Source organism: Geodermatophilus sp. SYSU D00815, from assembly GCF_054050035.1.
Map to the genome: position 1 here is coordinate 121408 of NZ_JBJGYO010000009.1, position 26194 is coordinate 147601.

At 75.3% G+C, this 26194-nt stretch carries 27 protein-coding genes; 15 read left to right on the top strand and 12 right to left on the bottom strand.

Annotation, left to right across the window (positions count from 1 at the left end):
* The first annotated feature begins 46 nt into the window (after positions 1 to 46).
* Positions 47 to 1288, top strand: a complete 1242-nt coding sequence (locus ACI78S_RS12860; protein ID WP_456973801.1) for a GNAT family N-acetyltransferase — start codon at positions 47 to 49, stop codon at positions 1286 to 1288.
* A gap of 19 nt (positions 1289 to 1307) precedes the next feature.
* On the opposite strand, the gene ACI78S_RS12865 is transcribed toward ACI78S_RS12860, so the two are convergent.
* Positions 1308 to 1895, bottom strand: coding sequence for a maleylpyruvate isomerase N-terminal domain-containing protein (locus tag ACI78S_RS12865; RefSeq protein ID WP_456973803.1), 588 nt, complete (start codon positions 1893 to 1895; stop codon positions 1308 to 1310).
* Positions 1892 to 2383 (bottom strand): ribose-5-phosphate isomerase, encoded by a 492-nt coding sequence (locus ACI78S_RS12870; RefSeq protein WP_456973805.1) that lies wholly within the window; start codon positions 2381 to 2383, stop codon positions 1892 to 1894. The genes ACI78S_RS12865 and ACI78S_RS12870 overlap by 4 nt, the downstream gene beginning before the upstream one ends.
* A 26-nt stretch (positions 2384 to 2409) precedes the next feature.
* Here ACI78S_RS12870 and ACI78S_RS12875 point away from each other — a divergent pair, with 26 nt between their 5' ends.
* From ACI78S_RS12875 to ACI78S_RS12885, 3 genes are read left to right on the top strand one after another with little or no spacing between them, the layout of a single operon-like run.
* Positions 2410 to 3075 (top strand): DUF429 domain-containing protein, encoded by a 666-nt coding sequence (locus tag ACI78S_RS12875; RefSeq protein ID WP_456973807.1) that lies wholly within the window; start codon positions 2410 to 2412, stop codon positions 3073 to 3075.
* A gap of 55 nt (positions 3076 to 3130) precedes the next feature.
* Positions 3131 to 3403, top strand: coding sequence for a helix-turn-helix transcriptional regulator (locus tag ACI78S_RS12880; protein ID WP_456973809.1), 273 nt, complete (start codon positions 3131 to 3133; stop codon positions 3401 to 3403).
* Positions 3400 to 3888: a hypothetical protein gene (locus ACI78S_RS12885; RefSeq protein WP_456973811.1), complete on the top strand. Its 489-nt coding sequence runs from the start codon at positions 3400 to 3402 to the stop codon at positions 3886 to 3888. The genes ACI78S_RS12880 and ACI78S_RS12885 overlap by 4 nt, the downstream gene beginning before the upstream one ends.
* An 18-nt stretch (positions 3889 to 3906) precedes the next feature.
* On the opposite strand, the gene ACI78S_RS12890 is transcribed toward ACI78S_RS12885, so the two are convergent.
* The gene (locus tag ACI78S_RS12890; protein ID WP_456973813.1) at positions 3907 to 4668 is read right to left on the bottom strand and encodes an SDR family oxidoreductase; all 762 of its coding nucleotides are present in this window, start codon (positions 4666 to 4668) and stop codon (positions 3907 to 3909) included.
* An 87-nt stretch (positions 4669 to 4755) separates the two neighbouring features.
* Positions 4756 to 5418 (bottom strand): mycothiol-dependent nitroreductase Rv2466c family protein, encoded by a 663-nt coding sequence (locus ACI78S_RS12895; RefSeq protein WP_456973815.1) that lies wholly within the window; start codon positions 5416 to 5418, stop codon positions 4756 to 4758.
* A gap of 124 nt (positions 5419 to 5542) precedes the next feature.
* Between ACI78S_RS12895 and pepN the strand changes: the two genes are divergently transcribed.
* Entirely contained in the window at positions 5543 to 8092 is a 2550-nt protein-coding gene (gene pepN, locus ACI78S_RS12900) for an aminopeptidase N (protein WP_456973817.1), read from the top strand.
* A 72-nt stretch (positions 8093 to 8164) separates the two neighbouring features.
* Here the strand turns inward: pepN and ACI78S_RS12905 are convergent, their stop codons facing one another.
* The 3 genes from ACI78S_RS12905 to ACI78S_RS12915 are packed head-to-tail and all read right to left on the bottom strand — an operon-like array spanning position 8165 to position 10506.
* Entirely contained in the window at positions 8165 to 8626 is a 462-nt protein-coding gene (locus ACI78S_RS12905) for a DUF5130 family protein (RefSeq protein ID WP_456973819.1), read from the bottom strand.
* A 42-nt stretch (positions 8627 to 8668) separates the two neighbouring features.
* Positions 8669 to 9049: an aa3-type cytochrome oxidase subunit CtaJ gene (gene ctaJ / locus ACI78S_RS12910; protein WP_456973821.1), complete on the bottom strand. Its 381-nt coding sequence runs from the start codon at positions 9047 to 9049 to the stop codon at positions 8669 to 8671.
* 35 nt (positions 9050 to 9084) lie between these two features.
* Positions 9085 to 10506, bottom strand: coding sequence for an amidase (locus tag ACI78S_RS12915; protein WP_456973823.1), 1422 nt, complete (start codon positions 10504 to 10506; stop codon positions 9085 to 9087).
* 34 nt (positions 10507 to 10540) lie between these two features.
* Between ACI78S_RS12915 and kynU the strand changes: the two genes are divergently transcribed.
* Positions 10541 to 11806, top strand: a complete 1266-nt coding sequence (gene kynU / locus ACI78S_RS12920; RefSeq protein WP_456973825.1) for a kynureninase — start codon at positions 10541 to 10543, stop codon at positions 11804 to 11806.
* A gap of 25 nt (positions 11807 to 11831) precedes the next feature.
* Here kynU and ACI78S_RS12925 read toward each other — a convergent pair whose 3' ends face one another.
* Entirely contained in the window at positions 11832 to 12704 is an 873-nt protein-coding gene (locus ACI78S_RS12925) for an SCO6745 family protein (protein WP_456973827.1), read from the bottom strand.
* The gene (locus ACI78S_RS12930) at positions 12701 to 13309 is read right to left on the bottom strand and encodes an HNH endonuclease (protein WP_456973829.1); all 609 of its coding nucleotides are present in this window, start codon (positions 13307 to 13309) and stop codon (positions 12701 to 12703) included. Before ACI78S_RS12930 ends, ACI78S_RS12925 begins: the two co-directional genes overlap by 4 nt.
* Before the next feature lie 157 nt (positions 13310 to 13466).
* On the opposite strand from ACI78S_RS12930, the gene ACI78S_RS12935 reads away from it, so the two are divergent.
* The 6 genes from ACI78S_RS12935 to ACI78S_RS12960 all read left to right on the top strand — a co-directional run bounded on the left by ACI78S_RS12935 (position 13467) and on the right by ACI78S_RS12960 (position 21621).
* On the top strand, positions 13467 to 15563 hold the full coding sequence (locus ACI78S_RS12935) for a prolyl oligopeptidase family serine peptidase (protein WP_456973831.1): 2097 nt from the start codon (positions 13467 to 13469) through the stop codon (positions 15561 to 15563).
* A gap of 33 nt (positions 15564 to 15596) precedes the next feature.
* On the top strand, positions 15597 to 16577 hold the full coding sequence (locus ACI78S_RS12940; protein ID WP_456973833.1) for a mechanosensitive ion channel family protein: 981 nt from the start codon (positions 15597 to 15599) through the stop codon (positions 16575 to 16577).
* Positions 16578 to 16615: 38 nt separating this feature from the next.
* Positions 16616 to 17917 carry an MFS transporter gene (locus ACI78S_RS12945; RefSeq protein WP_456973835.1) on the top strand — a complete coding sequence of 434 codons (1302 nt, stop codon included), beginning with the start codon at positions 16616 to 16618 and terminating at the stop codon, positions 17915 to 17917.
* The gene (locus tag ACI78S_RS12950; protein WP_456973837.1) at positions 17914 to 18348 is read left to right on the top strand and encodes a globin; all 435 of its coding nucleotides are present in this window, start codon (positions 17914 to 17916) and stop codon (positions 18346 to 18348) included. Before ACI78S_RS12945 ends, ACI78S_RS12950 begins: the two co-directional genes overlap by 4 nt.
* 20 nt (positions 18349 to 18368) lie before the next feature.
* Positions 18369 to 19958, top strand: a complete 1590-nt coding sequence (locus ACI78S_RS12955) for a glycoside hydrolase family 13 protein (RefSeq protein WP_456973839.1) — start codon at positions 18369 to 18371, stop codon at positions 19956 to 19958.
* A gap of 154 nt (positions 19959 to 20112) precedes the next feature.
* Positions 20113 to 21621: an ATP-binding cassette domain-containing protein gene (locus ACI78S_RS12960; protein WP_456973841.1), complete on the top strand. Its 1509-nt coding sequence runs from the start codon at positions 20113 to 20115 to the stop codon at positions 21619 to 21621.
* Between the two features lie 93 nt (positions 21622 to 21714).
* On the opposite strand, the gene ACI78S_RS12965 is transcribed toward ACI78S_RS12960, so the two are convergent.
* A complete protein-coding gene (locus ACI78S_RS12965) occupies positions 21715 to 22083 on the bottom strand; it encodes a hypothetical protein (RefSeq protein WP_456973843.1) in 369 nt (122 codons plus the stop codon).
* A gap of 460 nt (positions 22084 to 22543) precedes the next feature.
* Here ACI78S_RS12965 and ACI78S_RS12970 point away from each other — a divergent pair, with 460 nt between their 5' ends.
* A complete protein-coding gene (locus ACI78S_RS12970; protein WP_456973845.1) occupies positions 22544 to 23143 on the top strand; it encodes a biotin transporter BioY in 600 nt (199 codons plus the stop codon).
* Between the two features lie 6 nt (positions 23144 to 23149).
* Here ACI78S_RS12970 and ACI78S_RS12975 read toward each other — a convergent pair whose 3' ends face one another.
* Complete coding sequence (locus ACI78S_RS12975; RefSeq protein WP_456973847.1) at positions 23150 to 23578, bottom strand: acyl-CoA thioesterase; 429 nt, start codon at positions 23576 to 23578, stop codon at positions 23150 to 23152.
* A 98-nt stretch (positions 23579 to 23676) separates the two neighbouring features.
* On the opposite strand from ACI78S_RS12975, the gene ACI78S_RS12980 reads away from it, so the two are divergent.
* Together ACI78S_RS12980 and ACI78S_RS12985 are read left to right on the top strand one after the other, a co-directional pair.
* A complete protein-coding gene (locus ACI78S_RS12980) occupies positions 23677 to 23883 on the top strand; it encodes a hypothetical protein (protein WP_456973849.1) in 207 nt (68 codons plus the stop codon).
* A 69-nt stretch (positions 23884 to 23952) separates the two neighbouring features.
* Entirely contained in the window at positions 23953 to 24459 is a 507-nt protein-coding gene (locus ACI78S_RS12985; protein ID WP_456973851.1) for a hypothetical protein, read from the top strand.
* Here the strand turns inward: ACI78S_RS12985 and ettA are convergent.
* Positions 24446 to 26116, bottom strand: coding sequence for an energy-dependent translational throttle protein EttA (gene ettA / locus ACI78S_RS12990; RefSeq protein ID WP_456973853.1), 1671 nt, complete (start codon positions 26114 to 26116; stop codon positions 24446 to 24448). The two genes, ACI78S_RS12985 and ettA, sit on opposite strands and share 14 nt — an antisense overlap.
* Positions 26117 to 26194: the final 78 nt, after the last annotated feature.

Here is a 26194-nt window from a genome sequence, read left to right on the forward strand (position 1 = left end):
GGAAGTCGTTGGCGCCGTGTCGGAGGCGGCCTGTAGACACGACGGCGTGCCCGACTTCACCGCGCAGCTGCGCCCCGCGACCCTCGACGACTACCCGGCGTTCTGGCGGGCCATCTTCGACGTGTTCGCCGAGGACCCCTCGGGGCCGTGGCTGGACACCCCGGCGCCCATCGCCGAGCTCGACCGCTCGCTGGGCCTGTGGGAGGGCGACCGCGTCGTCGCCACGTCGGGCATCTACAGCCTGGAGATGACCGTGCCCGGGGCCGTCGTCCCCACCGCCGGCGTCACCTGGGTCACCGTCGCCCCGACCCACCGGCGGCAGGGCGTGCTCACCTCGATCATGCGGCGGCAGCTCACCGACCTGCACGAGCAGCAGCGCGAGCCGGTGGCGGCGCTGTGGGCCGCCGAGTTCCCGATCTACGGGCGGTACGGGTACGCGCCGGCGTCCTACCGCGGCTCGCTGAGCGGGCGCACCGAGCGGCTGGCGCTGCGCCCCGGGATCGACGTCGGGAAGGGCCGGGTGGAGCGGGTGACCGTCGAGGAGTACCGCGCCGCGGCGATGCCCCTGTTCGACGCGCTGCGCCGCCAGGTGCCCGGCCAGATGGCCCGCGACGACCGCTGGTGGGACCGCACCCTGCGCGACGCCCCCGAGAACCGCGAGGGCCAGACCGCGCTGCGGCACCTGCTGCACACAGAGCCCGACGGCACGGTCACCGGCTACGCGGCCTTCCGGATCAAGAACACCTGGACCGACTCCGGCGAGCCCGACAGCACGCTCACCGTCCAGGAGGTCCGCGCGACGAGCACCACCGCGTACGCGGCGCTGTGGCAGTTCCTGCTCTCGGTCGACCTCGTCCGGCACGTCCGCTACCCCATGGGCTCCCCCGACGACCCGGTCCGCCACCTCGTCGCCGACTCCCGCGCCCTGCACACCCAGGCGATCGACGGGCTCTGGGTGCGGCTGGTCGACGTCGACCGCGCGCTCGCCGCCCGCCGCTACCCGGCGCCGGTCAACCTGGTGCTCGAGGTGCGCGACCGGTTCTGCCCCTGGAACGACGGCCGCTTCCACCTCAACGGCACCCCCGCCGGCGCCTTCTGCGCGCCCACCGACGCCGACCCCGACCTGGTCGTCGACGTCGAGGCGCTGGCCGCGGCCTACCTGGGCGGCACGTCGCTGGCGGCGATGCAGGCCGCCGGCCGGGTCACCGAGGTCAGCCCCGGCGCGGTCACCCAGGCGTCGACGGCGTTCGGCTGGCCGGTCGCCCCCTGGTGCTCCGAGGAGTTCTGACAGGACGCCGTCCGGGGGCTCACGCCGGGACGGCGCCGTCCCACTCCTCCAGCGGGGCGCAGTGCCAGCGCCACGACCGCAGCCGCTCGCGGCCGGGCAGCGCGGTGCGGCCGGTCGCCCACCGCAGCGCGGCGGCCGGGTCGCCGTCGGCCGGCACCCACGGGAACAGCCGGGCCAGGACGGCGTCGGCGAGGTCGGCCGGCGGCGCCCACGGCAGGGCCCGCGCCTCGGCGACGTCGCCGGCGTGCACCAGCAGCTCGGCACAGCCCATGCCGGCGAACCCGGTGGCGTCGGCGATCCCCCAGTCGTGCCAGCCGCGCTCGTCGGGGCCGGCGCCGTCGACGGTGCGGGCGAGCACCGTGGCCGCCGCCTCGAGCTGGCGCAGCCGCTCGGGCAGGCCGGCGTCGGCGCGGGGCTCGATCTCCACGGCGTCGGTGCGGTCCGGCCCCGCGGCGAGGTCCTGCGCGTACCAGACCAGCACCGTGCCCAGGTGCGCGGCGACCCCGGAGACGTCGGTCGCCATCAGCGGGACCGGCGCGGCCGCGTCGGCGCCGGCGAAGACCTCCCGCGCGGCCGCCACCGCCCGCCGGAGGTCCTCCCCCGTCACGCCCCGGTCGTGTGGGTGGGCACCCCGCCGGCCGGGCGGTGCCGGTCGCGCTCGTAGTCGCTGACCAGCCCGATCCGCCGCTGGTGCCGGGCATCGCCGCTGAACGGCGTGTCGAGGAAGAGGAGGACCAGCTCGGCCGCCTCGTCGAGCGAGTGCTGGCGGGCGCCCACCGCGACGACGTTGGCGTCGTTGTGCTGCCGGGCCAGCGTGGCGGTGTCGCGGTTCCAGGCCAGGGCCGCGCGGATGCCCGGCACCTTGTTGGCCGCGATCTGCTCGCCGTTGCCCGAGCCGCCGAGGACGACGCCGAGCGTGCCGGGCTCGGCCACCACCCGCTCGCCCACGTCGAAGCAGTACGGCGGGTAGTCGTCCTCGGCGTCGTAGACGTGGGCGCCGCAGTCGACCGGCTCGTGACCGGCCTCGCCGAGCACCTTGACCAGGTGTTCCTTGAGCTCGTAGGCGGCGTGGTCGCTGCCGAGGAAGACGCGCATGACCCGCAGTCTGTCAGGCTCGCCGCGTGGCGGTGCTGGGAGTCGACGGCTGGCGCGGGCGGTGGGTGGGGGCGCTGCTCGAGGGGCGCTCGGTCACCCTGCTGGCGCTGCCCGACGCCGCCGCCGTCCTGGCCGTGCCCGGCGTCGAGGTGATCGGCGTCGACATGCCGATCGGGCTGTCGGACGACGGGCCGCGGGCGTGTGACGTGGCCGCGCGCCGGCTGCTCGGCCGCGCCGGCAGCTCGGTGTTCCCCGCGCCGGTGCGGCCGGTGCTCGGCTGCGGCTCGTACGAGGAGGCCTGCGCCGTCTCGCGGGCCGCCTCGGGCAAGGCGCTGTCGGTGCAGGCGTGGAACCTGGCGCCGGCGATCCGCTCGCTCGACCACGCCCTGGGCGACGAGCCCGAGCCGCGCGTGCACGAGGTCCACCCCGAGCTGGCGTTCCGCCGCGGGCTGGCCGGCGTCACCGACCCCAAGGCCTCCGCCCGCGGGCTGGCCCAGCGCATCCGGGCGCTGCAACCGGTGGTGGACGTGCTCGACGCGCTGGCGGCCGCGCCGGTCGGCGTGCCGGCGGTCGACTGCCTCGACGCGTGCGCGGCGGCGTGGTCGGCGCGGCGGATCGCCCAGGGCACGGCGTCGTCCGTGGGCGGCGACGAGCGCGACGCCCGCGGCCGCCCCATGCGCATCGCCTGGTGAGCATCGGCGCGACGACGCAGAGCCCTATCGCGTCATCGTGTAGTACATTTGCTACATGGCACGGCGGAAGGCGGACGACGACGCCCGGCTGTACAACCGGCTCGCCGTCCTGCGGGCCGAGCGCGGGCTGAGCCGCCAGCAGCTGGCCGACGCCGTCGGCGTGCACTACCAGACCATCGGCTACCTCGAGCGCGGCGAGTACAGCCCGAGCGCGGTGCTCGCGCTGCGGCTGGCCGCCGTCTTCGGGCTCCCGGTGGAGGCCGTCTTCAGCCTCACGCCCTTCCGCACCCTGTCCGAGCAGCTCTACGGCACCCAGGAGAGGTCATGACCAGCACCCGCACCGCCCGGGCCGAGCGCCGCGCCGACCGGCTCGACGACCCCCGCTTCGAGGGCCTGCGCACCCCTCGGGCCCGCCGCCGGCTGGGGGCGGCCCTGGTCGCGCTGCTCGTCGTCGAGGCGGGGCTGTTCGTGGCGCTGCCGGCCGCGCCGGTGGCCGTGGCGGTCGGCCTGGCCCTCGTCGTCGTCGCCTTCGTCCTGTGCCTGGGCGCGCTCAAGGCCTCGACCCGGGGGGTGGAGGAGCTGCCGCGCGAGGTGCTCGACGAGCGCCAGTGGCAGGTGCGCGGGGAGGCCTACGCGCGCGGCTACCGCGTCGGGTTCGGGCTGCTGACCGCCGAGCTGGCCGGCGTCGTGCTGTGGCTGGTGCTGGACCTGCCGCACCCCGGCACCGGCGTGCTCACGGCCGCCCTGCTGCTGCCCTTCCACGTCGGCCTGGTGCTGCCGACGCTGGTCACGGCCCTGTCCCGGGAGGTGTGACCGCCCCGCGGGCGGCGCCTACTTCCCGGTGACGCGGCGGACGGCGGCGAGCGGGAGGACCCGCAGCAGCCCGGCGATCGGCCGCCACGGCCACTCCGGCACGTACGCCTTGGCCGGCTCCCGCTCGATCGCCGCCACCAGCGCGTCGACGCCCTTGTCCAGGCCCACGGTGAACGGCCCGCGCCGGCCGACGTTGATCTCGGTCTCGATGTAGCCCGGCAGGATCGTGGAGACGACGATCCGGCTGCCCAGGACGTCGGAGCGGATCCCCTCGGCCAGCGCGTTGAGCGCCGCCTTGCTGGCCCCGTAGGCGTTGCGGGTGCCTTTCATGCCGCGGATCGAGGCCACGGACGAGACGACCACCAGGTGCCCGGCGCCCTGCGCCCGGAACAGCTCCATCGCCGCCTCGCAGGTGGCGTGCGTGCCCAGCACGTTGGTGAGCAGCGTCGCCCGGTTGGCCCACGCCTTGCCGGTGCCGACCGAGGCGCCCTTGCCGATGCCGGCGTTGGCGATCACCCGGTCGAACCCGCCCAGCCGGTCGGCCAGCTCGGGGACGACGGTCGCCACGGCGTCGGGGTCGTCGACGTCGAGCGCGCCGACCTCCACGCGGATGCCGGGGTGGGCGGCGAGCAGCTCCTCGCGCAGCAGCTCCAGCCGGTCGGTGCGGCGGGCGACGAGGGCGAGGTCGCGGCCCATGCCGGCGAAGCGGCGGCCCATGCCCTCCCCGAGGCCGGAGCTCGCGCCGGTGATCAGGATGCGCTGGCGGACGGGGTGCGGCACCGCCTCAGCATGCCGCAGCCCCCGTCCAGGCCTCGCTGCAGGGACCCGCCGCGAGCCCGCAGGTGGCGGGGGCAGCGGGGTCCTTCCTCAGCGGGGGGTGATCTCCAGGACGTCGGCCGGCACCGAGCTCATGTCCGGACCCTCGGTGCGGGTGCGCTTGAGCTCCCAGAACGAGGGCAGGTTGGCCAGCAGCACCGCGCCGTCGAAGGCCTTGCCGGCCTCCTCGCCGGTGGGCACCTTGCTGATCACCGGGCCGAAGAAGGCGACGCCGTCGATGTGCATGACCGGGGTGCCGACGTCCTCGCCGACCGGGTCCATGCCCTCGTGGTGGCTCTGCTCCAGGGCCTCGTCGTACTCGGTGGAGGTGGCCGCCTCGGCCAGCTCGACCGGCAGGCCCACGCGCTCCAGCGCCGGGACGACGATGTCCTCGAGCTCCAGCTTCTCGTGGTGCCGCAGCGTGCCCATGGCGGTGTAGAGGTCGCCGAGCACCTCGTCGCCGAACTTCTGCGCGGCGGCGATCAGCACGCGCACCGGGCCGATCGCCTTCTCCATCATCTCCTGGTACTCGGCGGGCAGGTCGCGGCCGCGGTTGAGCACCGACAGGGACATGACGTGCCAGTGGAGGTCCAGGTCGCGCACCTTGGCCGCCTCGAGCACCCAGCGGCTGGTCAGCCAGGCCCACGGGCACAGCGGGTCGAACCAGAAGTCCACGCGGGCGGTGGTGGGGGCGCTCTGCACTGCCTCGGTCATCGTTCGGGTGCTCCTCGAAAGCTCGTGGTCGTCCTGACGGGGAAAGCCCCGGGGGTCGACGGTTGTTCCCTCAACTTCCGGACGGCGGCGGACCCCGTCGTCCCCGCATGGGAAGCTGCCCGTCGTGGCCGTACCCAACCTGACCCGAGACGACGCCGCCGCCCGCGCCGAGCTGCTGGCCGTGCAGTCCTACGACCTCGCCCTCGACGTGACCGACGGCGCCGGGCACCCCGGCGACAAGACCTTCCGCTCCACGACGACGGTGGAGTTCACCTGCCGCCGGCCGGGCGCGAGCACCTTCATCGACCTCGTCGCCGAGCAGGTCCGCTCCGCGACGCTCAACGGCGTCGAGCTCGACGTGAGCACGTACACCGAGGAGGGCGGCCTGCCGCTGCCCGAGCTCGCCGAGAGCAACACGCTCACGGTCGACGCCGACTGCCGCTACTCCAACTCCGGTGAGGGCCTGCACCGGTTCGAGGACCCCGAGGACGGCCACGTCTACCTGTACAGCCACTTCGAGCCGGCCGAGGCCAAGCGGATGTTCGCCTGCTTCGACCAACCCGACCTCAAGGGCACGTTCACGGTGCACGTCACCGCGCCGTTCGACTGGCAGGTCGTCTCCAACACCGGCGAGCGCACCATCGAGGCCGGCCCCGGCGGCTCGCAGCTGGTCCACTTCACGCCCACCAAGCGCATCTCGACCTACCTGGTCGCGCTGATCGCCGGGCCCTACGCCAAGGTCACCGACTCGCACGACGGCATCCCGCTGGGTCTGTACTGCCGCGCCTCGCTGGCCAAGCACCTCGACCCCGACGAGCTGTTCCGGGTCACCAAGCAGGGCTTCGACTTCTACCACCGGGTGTTCGACTACCCGTACCCGTTCGACAAGTACGACCAGCTGTTCGTGCCCGAGTTCAACGCCGGCGCCATGGAGAACGCCGGGGCGGTGACCTTCCTGGAGGACTACGTCTTCCGCTCCAAGGTCAGCCGTGCCCGCTACGAGCGTCGGGCCGAGACGGTGCTGCACGAGCTGGCGCACATGTGGTTCGGCGACCTGGTGACCATGAAGTGGTGGGACGACCTCTGGCTCAACGAGTCGTTCGCCACCTACATCAGCACCCTGTGCCAGGCCGAGGCCACCGAGTACACGACCGCCTGGACGACGTTCGCCAACACCGAGAAGGCGTGGGCGTACGCGCAGGACCAGCTGCCCTCCACCCACCCGATCGCCGCCGACATGGTCGACGTCGCCGCGGTCGAGGTGAACTTCGACGGCATCACCTACGCCAAGGGCGCCTCGGTGCTCAAGCAGTTCGTCGCCTACGTCGGCCGCGAGGAGTTCCTGGCCGGCATCCGGCGGTACTTCCGCAAGCACGAGTACGGCAACACCACGCTGGCCGACCTGCTCGGGCCGCTGTCGGAGAGCACCGGCCGCGACCTGTCGGAGTGGGCCGACCAGTGGTTGCGCACCAGCCAGGTCAACACCCTGCGCCCGGTCCACGAGCTCACCGACGACGGCCGCTACGCGAGCTTCGCGATCGAGCAGACCGCCGTCGCCGAGCACCCGGTGCTGCGCAACCACCGGCTGGCGGTCGGCCTCTACGACTCCGGCCCCGACGGGCTCACCCGCAGCAACCGCGTCGAGCTCGACGTCACCGGCGCCCGCACCGAGGTGCCCGAGCTGGTCGGGCACCCGGCGGCCGATCTCGTGCTGGTCAACGACGACGACCTCACCTACGCCAAGCTGCGGCTCGACGAGCGCTCGCTGGCCACCCTGCGCGAGCGGATCGGCACCATGCCCGACTCGCTGGCCCGCGCGCTGTGCTGGTCGGCGGCGTGGGACATGACCCGCGACGCCGAGCTGCCGGCCCGCGAGTGGGTGGAGCTGGTGCTGGGCGGGGTCGACGCCGAGACCGAGATCAGCGTCGTCCAGGCGCTGCTCGCCCGCGTGCAGGCGGCGCTGACCTCCTACGCCGACCCGGGCTGGGCGCCGGAGGGCTGGGCGGCGCTGGCCGACCGGTCGCTGGCCGCCCTGCGCACCGCCGCGCCGGGCAGCGACCAGCAGCTGCAGTGGTCGCGGACCTTCGCCGCGGCCGCCCGCACCGACGAGCACGCCGCGGTGCTGCGCGGCCTGCTCGACGGGTCGGTGGCCTTCGAGGGGCTCGAGGTCGACGCCGACGCCCGGTGGGCGTTCCTGCACGGGCTCGTCGCCATCGGCGCGGCCGGGGCGGGCGAGATCGACGCCGAGGCGGAGCGGGACGCCACCGCGACCGGCATCCGCCGCGCGGCGACCGCCCGCGCGCTGCTGCCCACGGCGGAGGCCAAGGAGCTGGCCTGGCAGCGGGCCTTCCACGACGACGAGATCCCCAACGCCGTCCACGAGGCGCTGCTGGCCGGCTTCTGGCACCCGGCGCAGCGCGACCTCACCGGCGGCTACGTCGAGCGGTACTTCGCCGACATCCGCCCGCTGTGGGACCGCCGCCCGGGCGAGATCGCCAAGAACGCCGTCCAGTACCTGTTCCCGCCGGTCGTCGAGCGGCGGACCGTCGACGCCGCCGACGCCTGGCTGTCGGCGCCCGACCACCCCAGCTCGCTGCGCCGGCTGGTGGCCGAGGGCCGCGACGGCATCACCCGGGCCCTGCGCTGCCGGGAGTGCGACGCGTCGGGGAGCTGACGTGCGGAAGGGCCCGGTCCACCGGACCGGGCCCTTCCCGTGCGGCCTCCCCGCCCGCGGCGGGGCCTCGGCTCAGTGGTCGGCGCGGTGCCGGAGCCGGCCGGCCTGGTCGGACATCTGGCGCAGGCCGTTGACGATCCCGCCCACCAGGTCGCCGCCGGCGAAGGACGTCGTCATCGACAGCACGGCGAGCGCGCAGGCCCGGTCGGGCAGCCGGCGGGCGGCCGTCGCGCCGGTGACCACCTCGATGACCCGCTGGCCGGGCGAGACCGCCACCAGCACGGAGTTCGACGGGTCGGGCCCGGACGCGGCGTGCAGCTCCTCGGCGCGCAGGCGGGTGCCCTTGCCGAGGTCGCCGATGTAGAGGGTGAAGCGCAGGCCGGTCTCCCGGGAGGCCATGGTCAGCGCCTCGTCGAGGCGGCCGAGCTCCTGCCACGTGAAGATCGAGTCGAGCGGCTCGGCCTCGTCGGTCCGCGCGGGCGCGGTGGCCGTGGTGGCCGTGTCGTGGGACTCCACCTCGAGGGCGCGGGTCATCGTCGGGCTCCGTCGGAGAGGTCGAAGGGGGTCACGGCCGGGTCACCAGGTCCCGCGGGCGCCGCCGCGCGGACCGGCGGCCGTCGCGCGGGTCGGGGCCGCCGAGGCGGCGGACGCGCCGGTGGAGCCGCCGCCGGCGGCGGAGCCGACGGGCTCCCCGTACAGGGAGGAGCCGATGGCCTTGGTCTCGCCGCCGGAGACCGCCGCGCCGAACGCCGGGGCGCCGTGGCCCTCGCCGTGCCCGCCGCCGTGGCCGGTGGCCCCCGGGTGGGGCTCGTACCAGACGGGGGCGTGCTCCCAGGCCTGGCCCGGCTTGTAGCGGGGGCGCTTGCGCCGCCCGGGCACCAGGGTCAGCACCGCGAGCACCGCGATCACGGCCAGCGGCGCGACGGCGTAGACGAGGATGGTCTCGACGACGGTCACGGGGTGGAATCTACCGGGGCACCTGGCGATTCTCGTCACCACGTGGCGGGACGGCGCTGCGCCCACGGTCGCGCGCTCTCCAGCTGGGCGGACAGGGAGATCAGCGTCGCCTCGTCGGCGGGCCGCCCGACCAGCATCGTCCCCACCGGCAGGCCGTCGGCGGTCCAGTGCAGCGGCACGCTGACGGCGGGCTGACCGGTGACGTTGTACAGCGCGGTGAAGGCGGCGTAGCGCTTCTGCCGCTCGAAGTCGGCGGCGCCGTCGCCGTCGGCGTCGAACCAGCCGACCGGCCGCGGGGTCATGGTGCACACCGGGGCGAGCAGGACGTCGTAGGCGGCGGTGGCCCGCACGAACCGGCGGGAGAACAGCCGCAGCGCCGACATCGCCTCCATCGCCGCCTGCGCGGACAGGCCGAGACCGCGGGCGCGCAGCTCGCGGGTGAGCGGGCGCAGCTCGCCCACCCGCGTCGGCGGCACCGGCAGCAGCGTGCCCGACAGGCACCAGGTGCGCTCGAAGGCGCCGAGCACGTCCCCGGTGAGCAGCCCGGTCGAGACCTCCTCGACGTCGTGGCCGAGCGACCCCAGCAGCTCGGTGGCGTCGTCGAGCGCCGCGGCGACCTCGGGCTCCAGCGCGGTGTCGGGCATCGGCGACTCCAGCACCCGGCCGATCCGCAGCCGGCCCGGCGCCCGGTCGGCGGCGGCCAGGAAGGTCTCCCCCGCCGGCAGCGGCGGCGCCCAGGCCGGGTCGCCGGGCTCGGGACCGGCCATGGCGTCGAGCATCGCCGCGGCGTCGCGCACGGTGCGGGCCAGCGGCCCGTTGGTGCCCAACCCGGTGACGTCGCCGCCGAACGGGGCGTTGCTGACCCGGCCGCGCGCCGGCTTGATGCCGAAGATGCCGGTCGCGTTCGCCGGGATGCGGATCGAGCCGCCGCCGTCGCTGCCCTGGGCGAACGGCAGCATGCCGGCGGCGACGGCGACCGCGGCGCCGCCGCTGGAGCCGCCGGCCAGGCGGGACGGGTCCCACGGGCAGCGGGCCGGGCCGACCAGGTCGTTGTCGGTGTAGCAGGGGAAGCCGAACTCGGGGGTGTTCGTCTTGCCCAGGCTGATCGTCCCGGCGGCGGCCAGCCGGGTCACCACGGCGTCGTCGACGTCGGGCACGAAGTCGGCCATCACCGCCGAGCCGAACGTGGTGCGCACGCCGGCGGTGTTGTTCAGGTCCTTGATCGCGGTGGGGACGCCGAGCAGCGGCGGCAGGTCGCCGCCGGCGCGCAGCAGCCGCTCGGCCCGCGCCGCGGCGGCCAGCGCCCGCTGCGGCGTCACCGTGAGGAAGGCGCCCAGCGAGCGGTCGAGCGCCTCGACCCGGCGCAGCGCGTGCGCGACCAGTTCGGTCGGGCTGGTCTCGCCGGCCCGCACCGCGGCGGCCTGCTCGAGCGCGGTCAGCTCGTGGAGCTCGGTCACGGCCAGCGACGCTAGACCCTGTAGACAGGAGCCCATGGACCGGAGCCGCACCGCCGCCGAGCAGCTCGACGACGCCGATCCCCTCGCCGGCTTCCGCGGCCGCTTCGCCGGCGCCGACGACGAGGGCCCCGAGCGGCTGCTGTACCTCGACGGCAACTCGCTGGGCCGGATGCCGAAGGAGACGCCGGCGGCGCTGGCCCGCGTCGTCGAGACCGAGTGGGCCGGCGGCCTGGTCGGCTCCTGGTCGACCTGGATCCGCACGGCGACGCGGCTCGGCGACGCGCTGGCCGCCGGCGTGCTCGGCGCCCGGCCCGGCGAGGTGCTGGTCGCCGACTCCACGTCGGTGAACCTGTTCAAGCTGGTCTCCGCCGCGGTGGACGGCCGCCCCGGCCGCGACGTGGTCGTCTGCTGCGCCGACGACTTCCCCACCGACCGCTACATCGTGGCCGGGGTGGCGCAGGCCCGCGGGCTGACCGTGCGCGAGATCCCCGCCGACATCGACGAGGGCCTCGACCCGGCGGTGCTGGCCGCGGCGCTGGACGAGCGGGTCGCCGTCGTCGTCCTGTCCTCGGTGGCCTACCGCTCGGGGGCGCTGCTCGACGTGCCGGCCGTGACCCGGATGGTCCACGACGCGGGCGCGCTGGTGCTGTGGGACCTCTCGCACGCCGCCGGCGCGGTGCAGGTGGACCTCGCGGCGTCGGGCGCCGACCTCGCCGTGGGGTGCACCTACAAGTACCTCAACGGCGGCCCGGGCGCCCCCGCGTTCCTCTACGTGCGCCGCGACCTGCAGGACTCGCTGCGCCAGCCGATCTGGGGCTGGTTCGGCCAGCAGGACCAGTTCGCGATGGGGCCGGTGTACGAGCCGGTCCCGGGCATCGAGCGCTTCGGCGTCGGGACGCCGCCGATCCTCGGGATGGCGGCGGTCGAGGTCGGCGTCGGGCTGATCGCCGAGGCCGGCATCGACCGCCTGGCCGCGAAGGGCCGGGCGCTCACCGACCTGCTGGTGGCCCTCGCCGACGAGTGGCTCGTGCCGCTCGGCGTCGCGCTGGCCTCGCCGCGCGAGGCGGCCCGGCGGGGTTCGCACGTGACGCTCGCCCACCCGGCCGCCTGGCAGCTCACCCAGGCGCTCGTCGACCGCGGCGTCGTGCCCGACCACCGGACGCCGGACCGGGTGCGGCTGGGGCCCGCGCCGCTGTACACCCGGTTCGTCGACGTGTGGGACGCGATGGCCCGGTTCCGCGACGTGCTGGCCACCGGCGCGCACGAGAGCTACCCCGCCGAGCTCGCCCGCGTCACCTGACCACCCGGAATGGCCAGCTCGGTGGTCAGGTGACGTCGGGGACGCCGATGGGGTTGCCGGGCTCCCAGGCGCCCGCGGCGAGGACGGTCCGGCGGATCGGCGTCAGCAGCTCGGCCAGCCGCTCGCAGCGGGTGTCGCCGAGCGCCCGCCAGGGACCGAGGGCGAGCCGGTCGGTGTCGGCCTCGACGGCGGCGACCACCGCGGTCCCCTCGGCGGTGAGCTCCCCGCCGGCCAGCCAGCCCCGCTCGATGAGGCGGGCGGCCGCGGCGGACCACGCCTCGTCGTCCCACCCGCGGGCCCGCACCAGCCAGTCGCGGTCGGCCCGCCCCGCCGCGGCGGCGAGCACGTGCGCGCCGGCGCCGTCGACCTCCCGCTCGAGCAGCGCGGCGTTGTGCCCGTCCCCGCGGTGCTCGCGCAGGGTGGTCAGCCCCTGCCACAGCAGCAGGTGCGGCGCGTCGGGCTCGGGCAGCCCGGCGTTGGCGGCGGCCAGCGGCCGGCCGGGCAGGTCGACGGCCTCGGCCGCGATCCGCACCAGCTCCGCCGCCTCGGCGGCCTCGGCGGAGGCGAGCCACTCCGCGCCGAACACCCGCCGCACGGCGGCGTCCACCCCGGCCAGGCGCGCGCCCAGCGCCTCGGCCGGCGACGCGGCGTCCCACACCGCCGGCACGCGGCGCTGCACGAACGCCGGCGCGAAGTTGTAGAACGTCGCCGTCACCACCGGCGCCCCCACCGCGCCCAGCGGCGCGGCCCGGAAGGCGAAGTAGCCGTTCCAGAAGCCGGTGAGCCCGACGTCCCGCGCCGCGGCGCGCGACTCGTCGGTGAAGTACGTCAGGGCGTGGTACGGCTCCCCCAGCGCCCACAGCCGGCGCGCGGTGGCCGAACGGGGGTCCTCCCTCAAGCGCTCACGCTCTCGGGCACGCCCAGCCACTCGCGCCAGCGCGGGTCGACGGTGCGCGCCCCCAGCAGCCGCCAGGCGGCGCCGCTCGGCGTCCGCGGCGGGTGCGGCAGCTTCCAGCCGAGCTCGGCCAGCGACCGGTCGGCCTTCGTGTGGTTGCACCGGCGGCAGGCCGCGACGACGTTGTCCCAGGTGTGGGTGCCCCCGCGGCTGCGCGGGACGACGTGGTCGATGCTGGTGGCGCTGCCGCCGCAGTACACGCAGGTCTGCCCGTCGCGGGTGAAGACGGCGCGGCGCGAGAGCGGCACCTGCGCCGGGTAGGGCACGCGGACGTAGCGGGTCAGGCGCACCACCACGGGCACCGGCAGGCTGATCGACTCGGCGTGCACGACGTCGCCGGCGACGTCGACCGCCTCCGCCTTCTGGGCCAGCACGAGCACGATCGCCCGGCGGCTGGAGACGACGCACAACGGCTCGTAGGTGGCGTTGAGCAGCAGGGTCGCGGCGGTGGTGGACCGCGCGGGCGCAGCCGGGAGTGGTCGGGGGTGGGGGTCACGGCGCGAACCCGGGTGGCTCGCCGTCGACGACCCGGACGCGGTTCTCGGCACGGGGCACCTCCGGTCGCCCCGGACCGCCGGGCACTCCAGGACCCGCGGGCAGCCCCATTCTGACCTGCGACGCGGCTTGCGCGCTCGCGGGTTCGCGCGGCGGGATGTGAAGCCGGTCGCGGTGCGCCGTCGTCGCCGTCGGCTAGCGTGGCCGCCGATGCGCTATCCCGAGGCACCGAGGCTCGACCTCGTCGAGGACCTGCACGGACACCGGATCGCCGATCCCTACCGCTGGCTCGAGGACGCCGCCGACCCGCGCACGCAGGCGTGGACCGCGGCCCAGGACGCGCTCGCCGCCGAGCACCTCGCCGCCCTTCCGCTGCGCGCGGAGTTCGCCGCCCGGCTGGAGCGGCTGGTGCACGCCGGCGCGGTCGGCGTCCCGGTGTGGCGCGGGAAGCGCGCCTTCTCCACCCGGCGCGACCCCGGCCAGGAGCACGCGGTGCTGCGGGTGCGCGAGCCCGACGGCACCGTGCGCGTGCTGGTGGACCCGGTGGCGCTCGACCCGGAGGGCACCACGACGCTCGACGCGTGGTCGCCGTCCTGGGAGGGCGACCGGCTGGCCTACCAGGTCTCGACCGGCGGGGACGAGGAGTCCCGCCTCTACGTGCTCGACGTCGCCACCGGGGAGCTCGTCGAGGGCCCGATCGACCGCTGCCGCTACTCCCCCGTCGCCTGGCTGCCCGGCGGCGAGGAGCTGTTCTACGTCCGCCGGCTGCCGCCGGACCGGGTGCCGGCCGGCGAGGAGCAGTTCCACCGCCGCGTGTGGCGCCACCGGGTGGGCACCGACCCGGACGGCGACGAGCTCGTGCACGGCGAGGGCAGCGACCCGTCCACCTACTTCGGCGTGCGCACCAGCCGTGACGGCCGCTGGCTGGTCGTCTCGGCCTCGATCGGCACCGCGCCGCGCGACGACGTCTGGCTGGCCGACCTGGCGGGGGACGGCGGCCTGCGCGAGCTGCAGGTCGGCGTCGACGCCCAGACGACGGCCTGGGTCGCCCGCGACGGGCGGCTGTGGCTGATGAGCGACCGGGACGCCCCGCGCTGGCGGCTCGCCGTCGCCGACCCGGCGGACCCGGCCACCTGGGCGCCGGAGGCCTGGCGCGAGGTGGTCCCGCAGGCCGAGGACGCCGTCCTCACCGACCTCGCCCTCGTCGACGGCCCCGACGGCGACCTGCGGGTGCTCGCGGTGCACGCCGTGGACGCCACCGACCGGCTCTCCGTCTGGGCCGCGGACGGGTCGGGCCGGCTCCGCGACGTGCCGGCGCCGGGGATCGGCAGCATCGCCGGCGTCTCCGCCCCGCCGGAGGGCGGCACGACCGCCTGGCTGGGCTACACCGACTACGCCACCCCGCCGTCGGTCTACCGCTGGGACAGCGCCGAACCGGCGCCGGCGGAGGACGAGAGGGCGCCCGTCGCCGGCGAGGTCCCGCCGGTCGCCGTGGTGGAGACGCACGCGACGTCGGCGGACGGCACGCCGGTGCACCTGTTCGTGCTCTCGGCGTCCGGCGCGCCGGACACGCCGCGGCCGACCGTCCTCTACGGCTACGGCGGCTTCAACGTCGCCCTCACCCCGGCCTACTCGGCGCAGGCGCTGGCCTGGGTCGCCGCCGGGGGCGTGTGGGCGGTGGCCAACCTGCGCGGGGGCTCCGAGCACGGCGAGGAGTGGCACCGCGCCGGCATGCGCGAGCGCAAGCAGAACGTCTTCGACGACTTCGCCGCCGCGGGCGAGCACCTGGTGGCCCAGGGCTGGACGACGCACGGGCAGCTGGCGGTCATGGGCGGCTCGAACGGCGGCCTGCTCGTCGGGGCCACGCTCACCCAGCGCCCCGACCTCGCCGCCGGCGTGGTCTGCAGCGCGCCGCTGCTGGACATGGTGCGCTACGAGCGCTTCGGCCTCGGCCGCACCTGGAACGACGAGTACGGCACGGCCGAGGACCCGGTCGAGCTGGGCTGGCTGCTCGGCTACTCGCCCTACCACGCCGTGCGGGAGGGGACGGCGTACCCGGCGGTGCTGTTCACGACCTTCGAGTCCGACACCCGGGTCGACCCGCTGCACGCCCGCAAGCTGGCCGCCGCGCTCCAGCACGCCACCCGCGCCGAGGCGCCGATCGTGCTGCGGCGGGAGACCTCGTTGGGGCACGGGGCCCGCGCGGTGAGCCGCACCGTCGGCCTGGCCGCCGACCAGCTGGCGTTCCTCGCCGCCGCGACGGGACTTACGTCCCGGGTGGGGCAACAGGACGCCGCCGGTCGCTGACAGACCGCCACCCGCCTGGGAGTATCGAGGGTGATGAGTGCTTCACCGTCCGTGTTCGCCGCCGCCGACGACCTGTCCGCCGCGGCGGCCGGGCTGTTCACCCAGGAGTGGTGGCAGGAGCACGCCGAGACGCTGGTCACCAAGCCGCTGCGGATCCTGCTGATCGTCGTCCTGGCCGCGCTGGTGCGGCTCATGGTCAACCGCGGCATCCGGCGGCTCACCGAGCGCACGGCCACGGGGGCGGTGCCCAGCGTGCTGCGGCCGTGGCGCCGCCGCGGGCGGCAGGCCGACCCGGTCGGCGTGGAGACGATCGCGGCCCGCCGGACGCAGCGGGCCGAGGCGATCGGCTCGGTGCTGCGCAGCTTCTCCTCGTTCGTCATCCTCGGCATCGCCGTCGTCCTGGTGCTCGGCGAGATCGGGGTCAACCTGGCGCCGATCATCGCCAGCGCCGGCGTCATCGGCGTCGCGCTCGGCTTCGGCGCGCAGAACCTGGTCAAGGACTTCATCGCCGGCATCGGGATCATCCTCGAGGACCAGTACGGCGTCGGCGACGTCGTCGACCTCGGCGAGGCCAGCGGCACCGTGGAGGCCGTCGGCCTGCGGATCACCCGGCTGCGCGACGCGCACGGGGTGGTCTGGTACGCCCGCAACGGCGAGATCCTCCGGGTGGGCAACAAGAGCCAGGGCTTCGCCCAGGTGGTCATCGACATGCCGGTCGCCCACGACACCGACCTCGAGCGCTGCCGCGCGGTGATGCAGGAGGTCGCCGACGAGATGTACGGCGAGCCGGAGTGGGCCGACGTGATGCTCGCCGAGCCCGAGTCGCTCGGCGTCGAGTCCATCACCGCCGCCGGCGTGACCATGCGGGTGCAGGTCCGCACCACCAACGCCGACCAGTGGCGGGTCGCCCGCGAGCTCCGCCAGCGGCTCACCGAGCGGTTCGTCGCCGAGGGCTTCAAGGCGCCCGCGCCGGTCCTGGCGGGCGCGGCCCCGACCGGGCAGGGTGCCCCCTGAGCGCCCCCGCGCCGCGGGGCGCCGCGACGGGGGGTGGCGTGCCGCAGGACGGGACGTCGCGCGACCGGCCGGCCACCTTCCGCGAGGTCTTCGCCGTCCACGAGTTCCGGCCGCTGTTCGGCACGTTCCTGCTGTCGACGGCCGGCGACGAGCTCGCCCGCGTGGCGCTGACCGTCCTGGTCTACCAGCGGACGACGTCGCCGCTGCTGTCGGCGCTGACCTTCGCGATCAGCTACCTGCCGTGGCTGCTCGGCGGGCCGGTGCTCGCCGCGCTGGCCGACCGGCTGCCGCGGCACCGGGTGCTGGTGTCGGCCGACGCGGCGCGGGCGCTGCTGGTGGCGGGCATGGCCGTCCCGGGGACGCCGCTGCCGGTCCTGCTCGCGCTGCTGTTCGTGCTGGCGCTGTGCGCGCCGCCGTTCGAGGCGGCCCGCTCCGCCCTGGTGGCCGACGTGCTCGAGGGCGACCGGTACGCGGTCGCGAACTCGTTGAGCAACGTCGGCCTGCAGCTGGCGCAGGTGGTCGGGTTCGTCGCCGCCGGGACGCTGGTGACGGTGCTCAGCCCGTCCGGCGCGCTGCTGGTCGACGCCGCGGTCTTCGCCGTCTCGGCGCTCTGGCTGTCGGTGGGCCTGCAGCGGCGGCCCGCCGCCACCGCCGACCGGCCGGCGCAGTCGCTGCTGCGCGACGCCGCCGAGGGCCTGGCCTTCGTCCGGCGCTCACCCCGCCTGCTGGCCATCGTCGCCCTGCTGTGGATCGGCACCGCGTTCGTGTACGCGTCCGAGGGGATCGCCGCGCCGCTGGTCGACGAGCTCGGCGGCGGCGCCGCCGGCGTCGGCCTGCTGCTGGCGGCCAACCCGCTCGGTGTGACCCTCGGCGGGCTGCTGCTGGCCCGGCTGGTCGGGCCGAGGCGGCGCGCGCGGCTGGTCCCGGGCCTGGTGGCGCTGTCGCTCGCGCCGATCGCGCTGGCCGGGCTGGTCGGCGTGCTCGCCGGCCCGGGGGTGGTGCCGTTCGGCCTCGTGCTGGTCCTGCTGTTCGTCTCCGGCCTCGGGGCGTCGTGGCTGATCCCGCTCAACGCCCTGTTCGTGCAGTCGGTGCCGGCCTCGCACCGCGGCCGGGCGTTCGGGGTCGCCGTCAGCGGGCTCTACGGGGTGCAGGGGCTCGGCGCGCTCGCCGCCGGTCTGGCCGCGGAGGGCCTGCCCGCCAGCGGCGTCGTCGCCCTCTGCGGGGCGATCGGCCTGGCCGCCGTCGTCCTGCCGCTGGTCGGTTTCGTGCGCACGCAGGGGGACCGCTCCGCAGATCACATGGCAGGCGACCGCCCGGGCGCGGGACCATCGGTGCCATGAGCGAGTCGAGCCGCACGCTGCCCTCGGCCCGGACCTTCTACGAGGAGGTCGGGGGCCACCCCACCTTCGCCCGGCTCGTGGCCCGCTTCTACGAGGGCGTGCGCACCGACCCGGTGATCGCGCCGCTGTACCCGCAGGACGACTGGGAGGGCGCCGAGACCCGGCTGCGCGGGTTCCTCGAGCAGTACTGGGGCGGCCCCACCACCTACTCCGAGGAGCGCGGGCACCCGCGGCTGCGGATGCGGCACGCGCCGTTCGCCATCGGCCCGGCCGAGCGCGACGCGTGGCTGCGGCACATGCGCGACGCCGTCGACTCCCTCGGGCTCACCGCCGAGCAGGACGCGACGTTGTGGGGTTATCTGGAGATGGCCGCCCGCAGCATGCAGAACCGCTGGCCCGACGACGCGCCCGGCGGCCTCTCCATCTCCTGAACGACCCCTGAGGAGCACGGGTGAACCCGTCGTCCCCTGATCCTGCCCTGCCCGCGGACCCCGACTGGTGGCGGTCCGCCGTCTTCTACCAGGTCTACATCCGCAGCTTCGCCGACGGGAACGGCGACGGGGTGGGCGACCTGCCGGGCATCCGCTCGCGGCTGCCGTACCTGCGGGAGCTCGGCGTCGACGCGCTGTGGATCACGCCGTTCTACCCCTCCCCCATGGCCGACCACGGCTACGACGTCGCCGACCCCCGCGACGTCGAGCCGGTGTTCGGCGACCTGGCCGAGTTCGACGCGCTGCTGGCCGAGGCCCACCGGCTGGGCCTGCGGGTCACCGTCGACCTCGTGCCCAACCACAGCTCCCACCAGCGGGAGTGGTTCCGGGAGGCGCTGGCCTCCCCGCCGGGCTCGCCGGCGCGGGCGCGCTACGTCTTCCGCGACGGGCGCGGCCCCGACGGCGCCGAGCCGCCGAACAACTGGCCGTCGGTCTTCGGCGGCCCGGCCTGGACGCGGGTGCCCGACGGGCAGTGGTACCTGCACCTATTCGCCCCCGAGCAGCCCGACCTGGACTTCACCAACCCCGAGGTGCTCGCCGACCTCGAGGAGACGATGCGGTTCTGGCTGGACCGCGGCGTCGACGGCTTCCGGATCGACGTCGCCCACGGCATGGCCAAGCCCGCGGACCTGCCCGACATGGTGCCCGCGGAGGACACCGGGCTGCTCGACGACCACGGCCCCGGCGACCTGCGGTTCGACCAGGACGGCGTGCACGAGGTGCACCGGCACATCCGGCGGGTGCTCGACGAGCACCCCGGCGCGATGGCCGTCGGCGAGGTGTGGGTGCACGACGACGACCGGCTGGCCCGGTACCTGCGCGCCGACGAGCTGCAGCTGGCGTTCAACTTCCGGCTGCTCATGGCCGACTGGGGCGCCGACGAGCTGCGCACCGCGGTCGAGCACTCGCTGGCCACGGTGGCCGGCACGCCGGCCCCGGCGTGCTGGGTGCTGTCCAACCACGACCGCCCGCGGCACGTCACCCGCTACGGCGGCGGGGCGGTCGGGACGGCGCGGGCACGGGCCGCCGCGCTGCTGCAGCTGGCGCTGCCCGGCGCGGCGTACGTCTACAACGGCGACGAGCTCGGCATGCCCGACGTCGACCTGCCCGACGAGGTGCTGCAGGACCCGGTGTGGGAGCGGTCCGGCCGCACCGAGCGGGGACGCGACGCGTGCCGGGTCCCCGTGCCGTGGTCGGGCGAGGAGCCGCCGTACGGCTTCACGACGGCGGCCACCACCTGGCTGCCCATGCCGCCGGGGTGGGCCGGGCTCACGGTGGCCGCGCAGGAGGCCGATCCCGCGTCGATGCTGTCGCTGTACCGAACGGCGCTGGCGCTGCGCGCGTCGTCCCCCGCGTTCGGCGGCGAGGGGCTGCAGTGGGTACCGGCACCCGACGGTTGCCTCGCGTTCCGCCGTCCGGGCGGGCTGGTGTGCCTGCTCAACGCCTCGGGCGGGCCGGTGCCGCTGCCCGAGGGGCGGGTGCTGCTCGCCAGCGCCGACGTGGGCGACGGCAGCCTCCCGCCCGACTCGGCGGTGTGGCTGCAGGCCTGAGCGGGCACTGCTCGCCACGACCGCGGTTCGGGAGGCGCCACCTCCGGACGCGGGTAGCATCAGTTCCGTAACACAGCGCCACGGGGGGCACGTGCACGACCGGTCATCCGACCCTGCGGTCGGCGACCCCACCCCTCCGGAGGCGCGCCCGCCCATGACGTTGCTGCAGGTCGACGGACTGACGAAGTCGTTCGGAGCCCGGCGCGTCCTGCGGGACGTCTCCTTCACGATCGCCGAGGGCGAGATCGTCGGGCTGGTGGGCACCAACGGGGCCGGCAAGTCCACCCTCGGCGACATCGTCGCCGGGATCACGGTGGCCGACTCCGGCCGGATGAGCCTGTGCGGCCGCCCGTTCGCGCCGCTGTCGGGCGAGGACGCGCGGCACCTGGGTGTCGGGGTCGTCGAGCAGCTGGTCCGCATCGATCCCGGGCTCACCGTCGCCCAGGCCGTCTTCCGGGGCACCGCGCAGGCGGGGCGCCCGCAGGAGGCGCTGCGCCGGCAGGCGCAGGTCCTGCTCGCCGAGGTCGCCCTCGACGTCGACGCCGACACCCTCGTCGGGGAGCTGCCGCAGTACCAGCACGGCCTGGTGGAGATCGCCCGCGTGCTGGCCGAGGACACCCGGCTGGTGGTGCTCGACGAGGTGTCGGCGTCCCTCCTGCCCTCCGAGGTGAGCGGGGTCCACGCCGTCGCCGACCGGCTGCGGCGGCAGGGGCGTGGCGTGCTGTACATCAGCCACCGGCTGCCGGAGATGCTCGAGGTGGTCGACCGGGTGCTGGTGCTGCGCGACGGCCGGATCGCCCTGGACAGCCCCAGCGCGGCGCTGGACCCGGTCCGGCTGATCGCGGCCACGGTCGGGGAGCCGGTGTCGGTGACACCCCGCCCGCAGCGGCCCGCGGCCGACGCCGCCCCCGTGCCGGCGCCGGCCCGCCCCGCCCCCGCCGGGAGCGAGGTCGCGCTGCAGGTGCGCAACCTGCGCGTGCCCGGCCGGGTCGAGGGCGTCGACCTGATGGTCCGCCGCGGCGAGGTGATCGGCCTGACGGGCCACCGGGCGTCCGGCGTCCGCGAGATCGCCGGGGCCCTGACCGGTGAGCTGCCCGCGATCACCGACGAGCTGCTGCTCCACGGCGAGCCCGCCGCGGCCGACGACGGGGCGCTGCGGCTGCCCGCCTACCGGCCGGACGAGGACGCCTACGGGGTCGACCCGCGGGAGACGATCGCCCGCACGATGATCCAGGAGCCGTGGGGCGCGTTCACCACGCTGCGCGCCGAGATCGCCTCGCTGCGCGGTGTCATCCACACCGTCCACCAGCTCGACGTCCAGACGCTGAGCATCCGCACGTCGGTCGGGGCGCTGTCCGGCGGCGACCAGCACAAGCTCGCGCTGGCCCGGTGGATGGCCGCGACCGACCGGGACGTGCTCGTCGTCCACGAGCCGACGCGCGGCCTGGACGTCCGGGCCCGCCGGCAGGTGCGCCAGCTGCTCGACGAGGCGACCGCCGCCGGGACCTCGGTGGTCGTGGTGTCGGTGGACCCCGACGAGCTGGCCGAGTGCTGCGACCGGGTCGGCGTGGTGGCTGACGGCCGCGTCACCCGGTGGATCGACACCGGCGAGCTCGCCCTGGACGCGGTGCGGGCACGGATCCTCGAGGCGGCCGGCGCCTGAGGCCTCGACCGGGTCACCCCGCCCCGGCCGGCCGCGTGCCGTCCCCGACGCCCGCTCCGGCCCCCGTCCGGGGCGGGCGTCGGCGCGGCCTGCTCAGACGCTGACCTTCTGCGCGACGGCCCGCAGCTTGTGCCGGGCCAGCGCCAGGTTGCCGGTGACCCGGTCGAGGACGAGGTAGATGAACAGGCCGGCGTTGCCCTGCCCCCTGAGCACGTTGATCAGGTGGTACTGGCTCTCGAGGGTGATGAGGATGTCCTCGATCTCGTCCTTGAGCTCGAGGTCGCTGATGGTGCGCAGCTTGGCGCGCACCACGTTCGAGTTGCCGGCGGCCGCGACGTTGAGGTCGAACCCGGGGGTCCCGCCGGCCGCGAGGGCCATGCCGCTGTCGACGTCGACGATGGCGGCGCCGTTGGCGCCCTCGATCGAGAGCAGGTCGGCGATGACGTTGTCGAGCTGTGCCACGGGTGGAACTCCTGTCGTTTCTCGGTGGGGGCGCAGCGGGGTGCTGCGGACCGGGTCGACGGGCGACCCGGGTCGACCGGTCGGGCCGGGCGGCGGGGGGTGCACGGTCCGGGCGAGCGGCTCCGGTGCCGCGTCGTCGTGCTCCGCACCGGGCTGGTGCGGTGCCTCCTCGGTGGCCGGCGGGGGCGGCGGCGTCCGCGGTGGGAGTCCCCACGACAAGAGGGACGCCCACCACCCGGTTGCCATGCCGTGCCTGCCTTCGCCGAAGGGCTCCGGACAACCCGAGCCAACACGTCCCCTCCGGGGGTGGCAAACCGGCGGACGTATCTGCTGGTGAGCGAACGGGCACCGACAGCGACACGCCCGGGAGACCGCCGCGGCGCGGGCGGCCCCTGCCCGCCGGCTCCCCTCGATGCGGCAGACTGCCCGTGATCAGCCGCCGACCACTGTTGGAGGATTCGTGGCCACCGCTTCTTCGCCGGCGCTGCCGTCGCGCCCGCTCGTGCTCGCCGACCTGGTGCCCGCCGTCAAGGCGCGGGACGCCGGCCTGGTCGCGCTGGGGGTCCTCTTCACCGCGCTGCTGGCCCAGGTGGCCGTGCCCGTGCCGGGCTCGCCGGTGCCGATCACCGGGCAGACGCTGGCCGTGGTGCTGCTCGCGGCCTCCCTCGGCCCGGTGCGCGGGGTCGCGGTGCAGGTGGCCTACATCCTCGCCGCCGCGGTGGGGCTGCCGTTCTACTCCGAGGCCAGCGGCGGCGTCGACGTCGTCCTGGGCGCCACCGGCGGCTACGTGCTCGGGTTCATCCCCGCGGCGTACCTGATCGGCCTGGCGGCCCGGCGCGGCGCGGACCGGACGCCGTGGAAGGCGCTCCCGCTGTTCGTGGCCGGCCAGGCGGTGATCTTCGCCGTCGGCCTGCCGTGGCTGGCCGTCAGCGCCGGCATGACCGCCGCGCAGGCCCTCGACGCGGGCTTCTACCCGTTCATCCTCGGCGGGCTGGTGAAGGCGGCCGTGGCCGCCGCCGTCCTCGGCACCGCCTGGGCGGTCGTGTCCCGCCGCCGCTGACGACGCTCAGCTCTCCCGTTCCTCGCCCGCCGGCTCGTCGCGCCAGCGGGCGAGGAACTCCTTCTCGTCGGGGGTCAGCCGCCGCGGCCGGTTGATCGAGAAGTCGAACGGCACCAGCAGGGTGCTGCCGGTGACGGCGAGCGTGCCGTGGTCGACGACCTCGTAGTGGCAGGTGAACGCCGCGGCGCGGATGCCGGAGACCCAGATCTGCACGTCCAGCGGGCGCGGTGAGTAGACGACCGGCCGCTTGTACTGGATGTCGTGCGCGGCGACCACGGTCCCCCGGCGCAGGCCGGTCCGCTCCTCCAGGGAGGCGCGCTCGAAGAACAGGTCGACGCGGGCCATCTCGAAGTACTGCAGGAACACGACGTTGTTGACGTGGCCGTAGGCGTCCATGTCCGACCAGCGCATCGGGACCTGCACCGTGTACCGCACGCAGGACACCTTGCCCTACCCGGGGCCCCGCCCTCCTGGAGGCCTCGCCCTGCCGGGGCCTTGACCTCGAGCGGGCTCGATGAAGTCCACTGCCCGACGTGGACACGACAACCGCACCCGACCGCCCGCCCGCCGACGTCGACCGCCTCGTCGACCTGGTCGGCGTCGTCGAGCAGACGCAGCGCGCCGAGGACGTCGACGGCTTCCTGGCCCTGTTCTCCCCCGACGCGGCGCGGGTGACCGGCGGCTCGTCGGCCTCGACGAGATCGCGCGGTTCACCCACCGCGTGCTGCCGGGCGCCATGAGCGGGCGTCGGTGAGCTACGCCGTCGCGCACACGTCCGGTTCCCGACCACCGACGTCGCGATCACCTGGGTGGACCAGGAGCACCTCGACGCCGACGGGCGACCGCTGACGCCGCCCTCCCTGGCGCGGCCGACCTACACGTGGCGGCGGGACGACGCCGGCTGGCGGATCGTGGCCGGCCAGAACACCGCGGTGGCCCCGGACCCGCCCGACGCGGAGGCCGACCTGGCGGCGCTGCGCGAGGTGGTGCAGCACGTCGAGGACGGCTTCAACGGCAATGACTTCAACGGCGATGACGTGGAGCTGCTCACCGCCGACGTGGCCGACGACGCCGTCCTCGTGGACGCGGCGGGCAGGGTGCTGCGCGGACGGGAGGAGGCCGTCGCCGCCGCACTACCGGCTCACCGATCCGGTCCTGACCCCCGGAACGCCGAGGGCCGGCCGGAGCACTCTGCTCCGGCCGGCCCCGGGACGTGCTGGCACGGCCCCCGCCGCGGGTGGCATGACCCCCTCCTCCTCAGCCCTCGCGAGCTCGGGCGGAGCCTGGCGGGGGGAGCCTCTGTCAGTCGCGGGTGAGCTTGCGGTAGGTGGCGCGGTGCGGGCGGGCCGCCTCGGCGCCGAGCCGCTCCACCTTGTTCTTCTCGTAGTCGGCGAAGTTGCCCTCGTACCAGAACCACCTGGACTCGCCCTCGTAGGCGAGGATGTGCGTGGCCACCCGGTCGAGGAACCACCGGTCGTGGCTGACCACCACGGCGCAGCCCGGGAACTCCTCGAGCGCGGCCTCCAGGCTGGAGAGCGTCTCGACGTCGAGGTCGTTGGTGGGCTCGTCGAGCAGCAGGAGGTTGCCGCCCTGCTTGAGGGTCAGGGCGAGGTTGAGCCGGTTGCGCTCACCACCGGACAGCACGCCGGCCGGCTTCTGCTGGTCCGGGCCCTTGAACCCGAAGGCCGCGACGTAGGCCCGCGAGGGCATCTCCACGTTGCCCACCTTGATGTGGTCCAGGCCGTCGGAGACGACCTCCCACAACGTCTTCTTGGGGTCGATGCCGCTGCGGGACTGCTCGACGTAGGAGATCTTGACCGTCTCGCCGACCTTGATGTCGCCGTCGTCGGGCTTCTCCTCGCCGACGAGCATCTTGAACAGGGTGGTCTTGCCGGCGCCGTTGGGGCCGACGACGCCGACGATGCCGTTGCGCGGCAGCGTGAAGGACAGGTCGTCGATCAGCAGCCGGTCGCCGAAGCCCTTGGTCAGCTCCTTGGTCTCGACCACGACGTTGCCGAGCCGGGGACCCGGCGGGATCTGGATCTCCTCGAAGTCGAGCTTGCGGTACTTCTCCGCCTCGGCGGCCATCTCCTCGTAGCGGGCGAGCCGCGCCTTGCTCTTGGCCTGGCGGGCCTTGGCGCCGGAGCGCACCCACTCGAGCTCTTCCTTCAGGCGCTTCTGCCGCTTGGCGTCCTTGGCGCCCTCGACCTTCAGGCGGGCGGCCTTGGTCTCGAGGTAGGTGGAGTAGTTGCCCTCGTACGGGTAGGCGCGACCGCGGTCGAGCTCGAGGATCCACTGGGCGACGTTGTCGAGGAAGTACCGGTCGTGGGTGACGGCGACGACCGTGCCGGCGTACTTCTCCAGGTGCTGCTCCAGCCACGCGACGCTCTCGGCGTCGAGGTGGTTGGTGGGCTCGTCGAGCAGCAGCAGGTCGGGCGCCTCGAGCAGCAGCTTGCACAGCGCGACCCGGCGGCGCTCACCGCCGGAGAGCACCGTGACGTCGGCGTCGCCGGGCGGGCAGCGCAGCGCGTCCATGGCCTGCTCGATGCGGGCGTCGAGCTCCCAGCCGTCGGCGTTCTCGATGACCTCCATGAGCTCGCCCTGCTCGGCCAGCAGCGCGTCGAAGTCGGCGTCGGGCTCCCCCATCGCCGCGCTGACCTCCTCGAACCGGGTCAGCGCGTCGCGGATCGGCTTGACCGCCTCCTCGACGTTGCCGCGCACGTCGAGCTCCTCGTTGAGCGGGGGCTCCTGCAGCAGGATGCCCACCGTCGCCTCGGGGGCGAGGGTCGCGTCACCGTTGGACGGCTGGTCGAGCCCCGCCATGATCCTGAGGACCGTGGACTTGCCGGCCCCGTTGGGGCCGACCACGCCGATCTTGGCGCCGGGCAGGAACGCCAGGGTGACGTCGTCGAGGATCACCTTGTCGCCGTGCGCCTTGCGCGCACGGACCATCGAGTAGATGTACTGAGCCACTGGGCTTCTCGGGCCTTCCGTTGTGTCGCGAACGGGGGCGGGGCCGGCCGGCCCCCTGCGTCCTCGCTCCGATCCTCC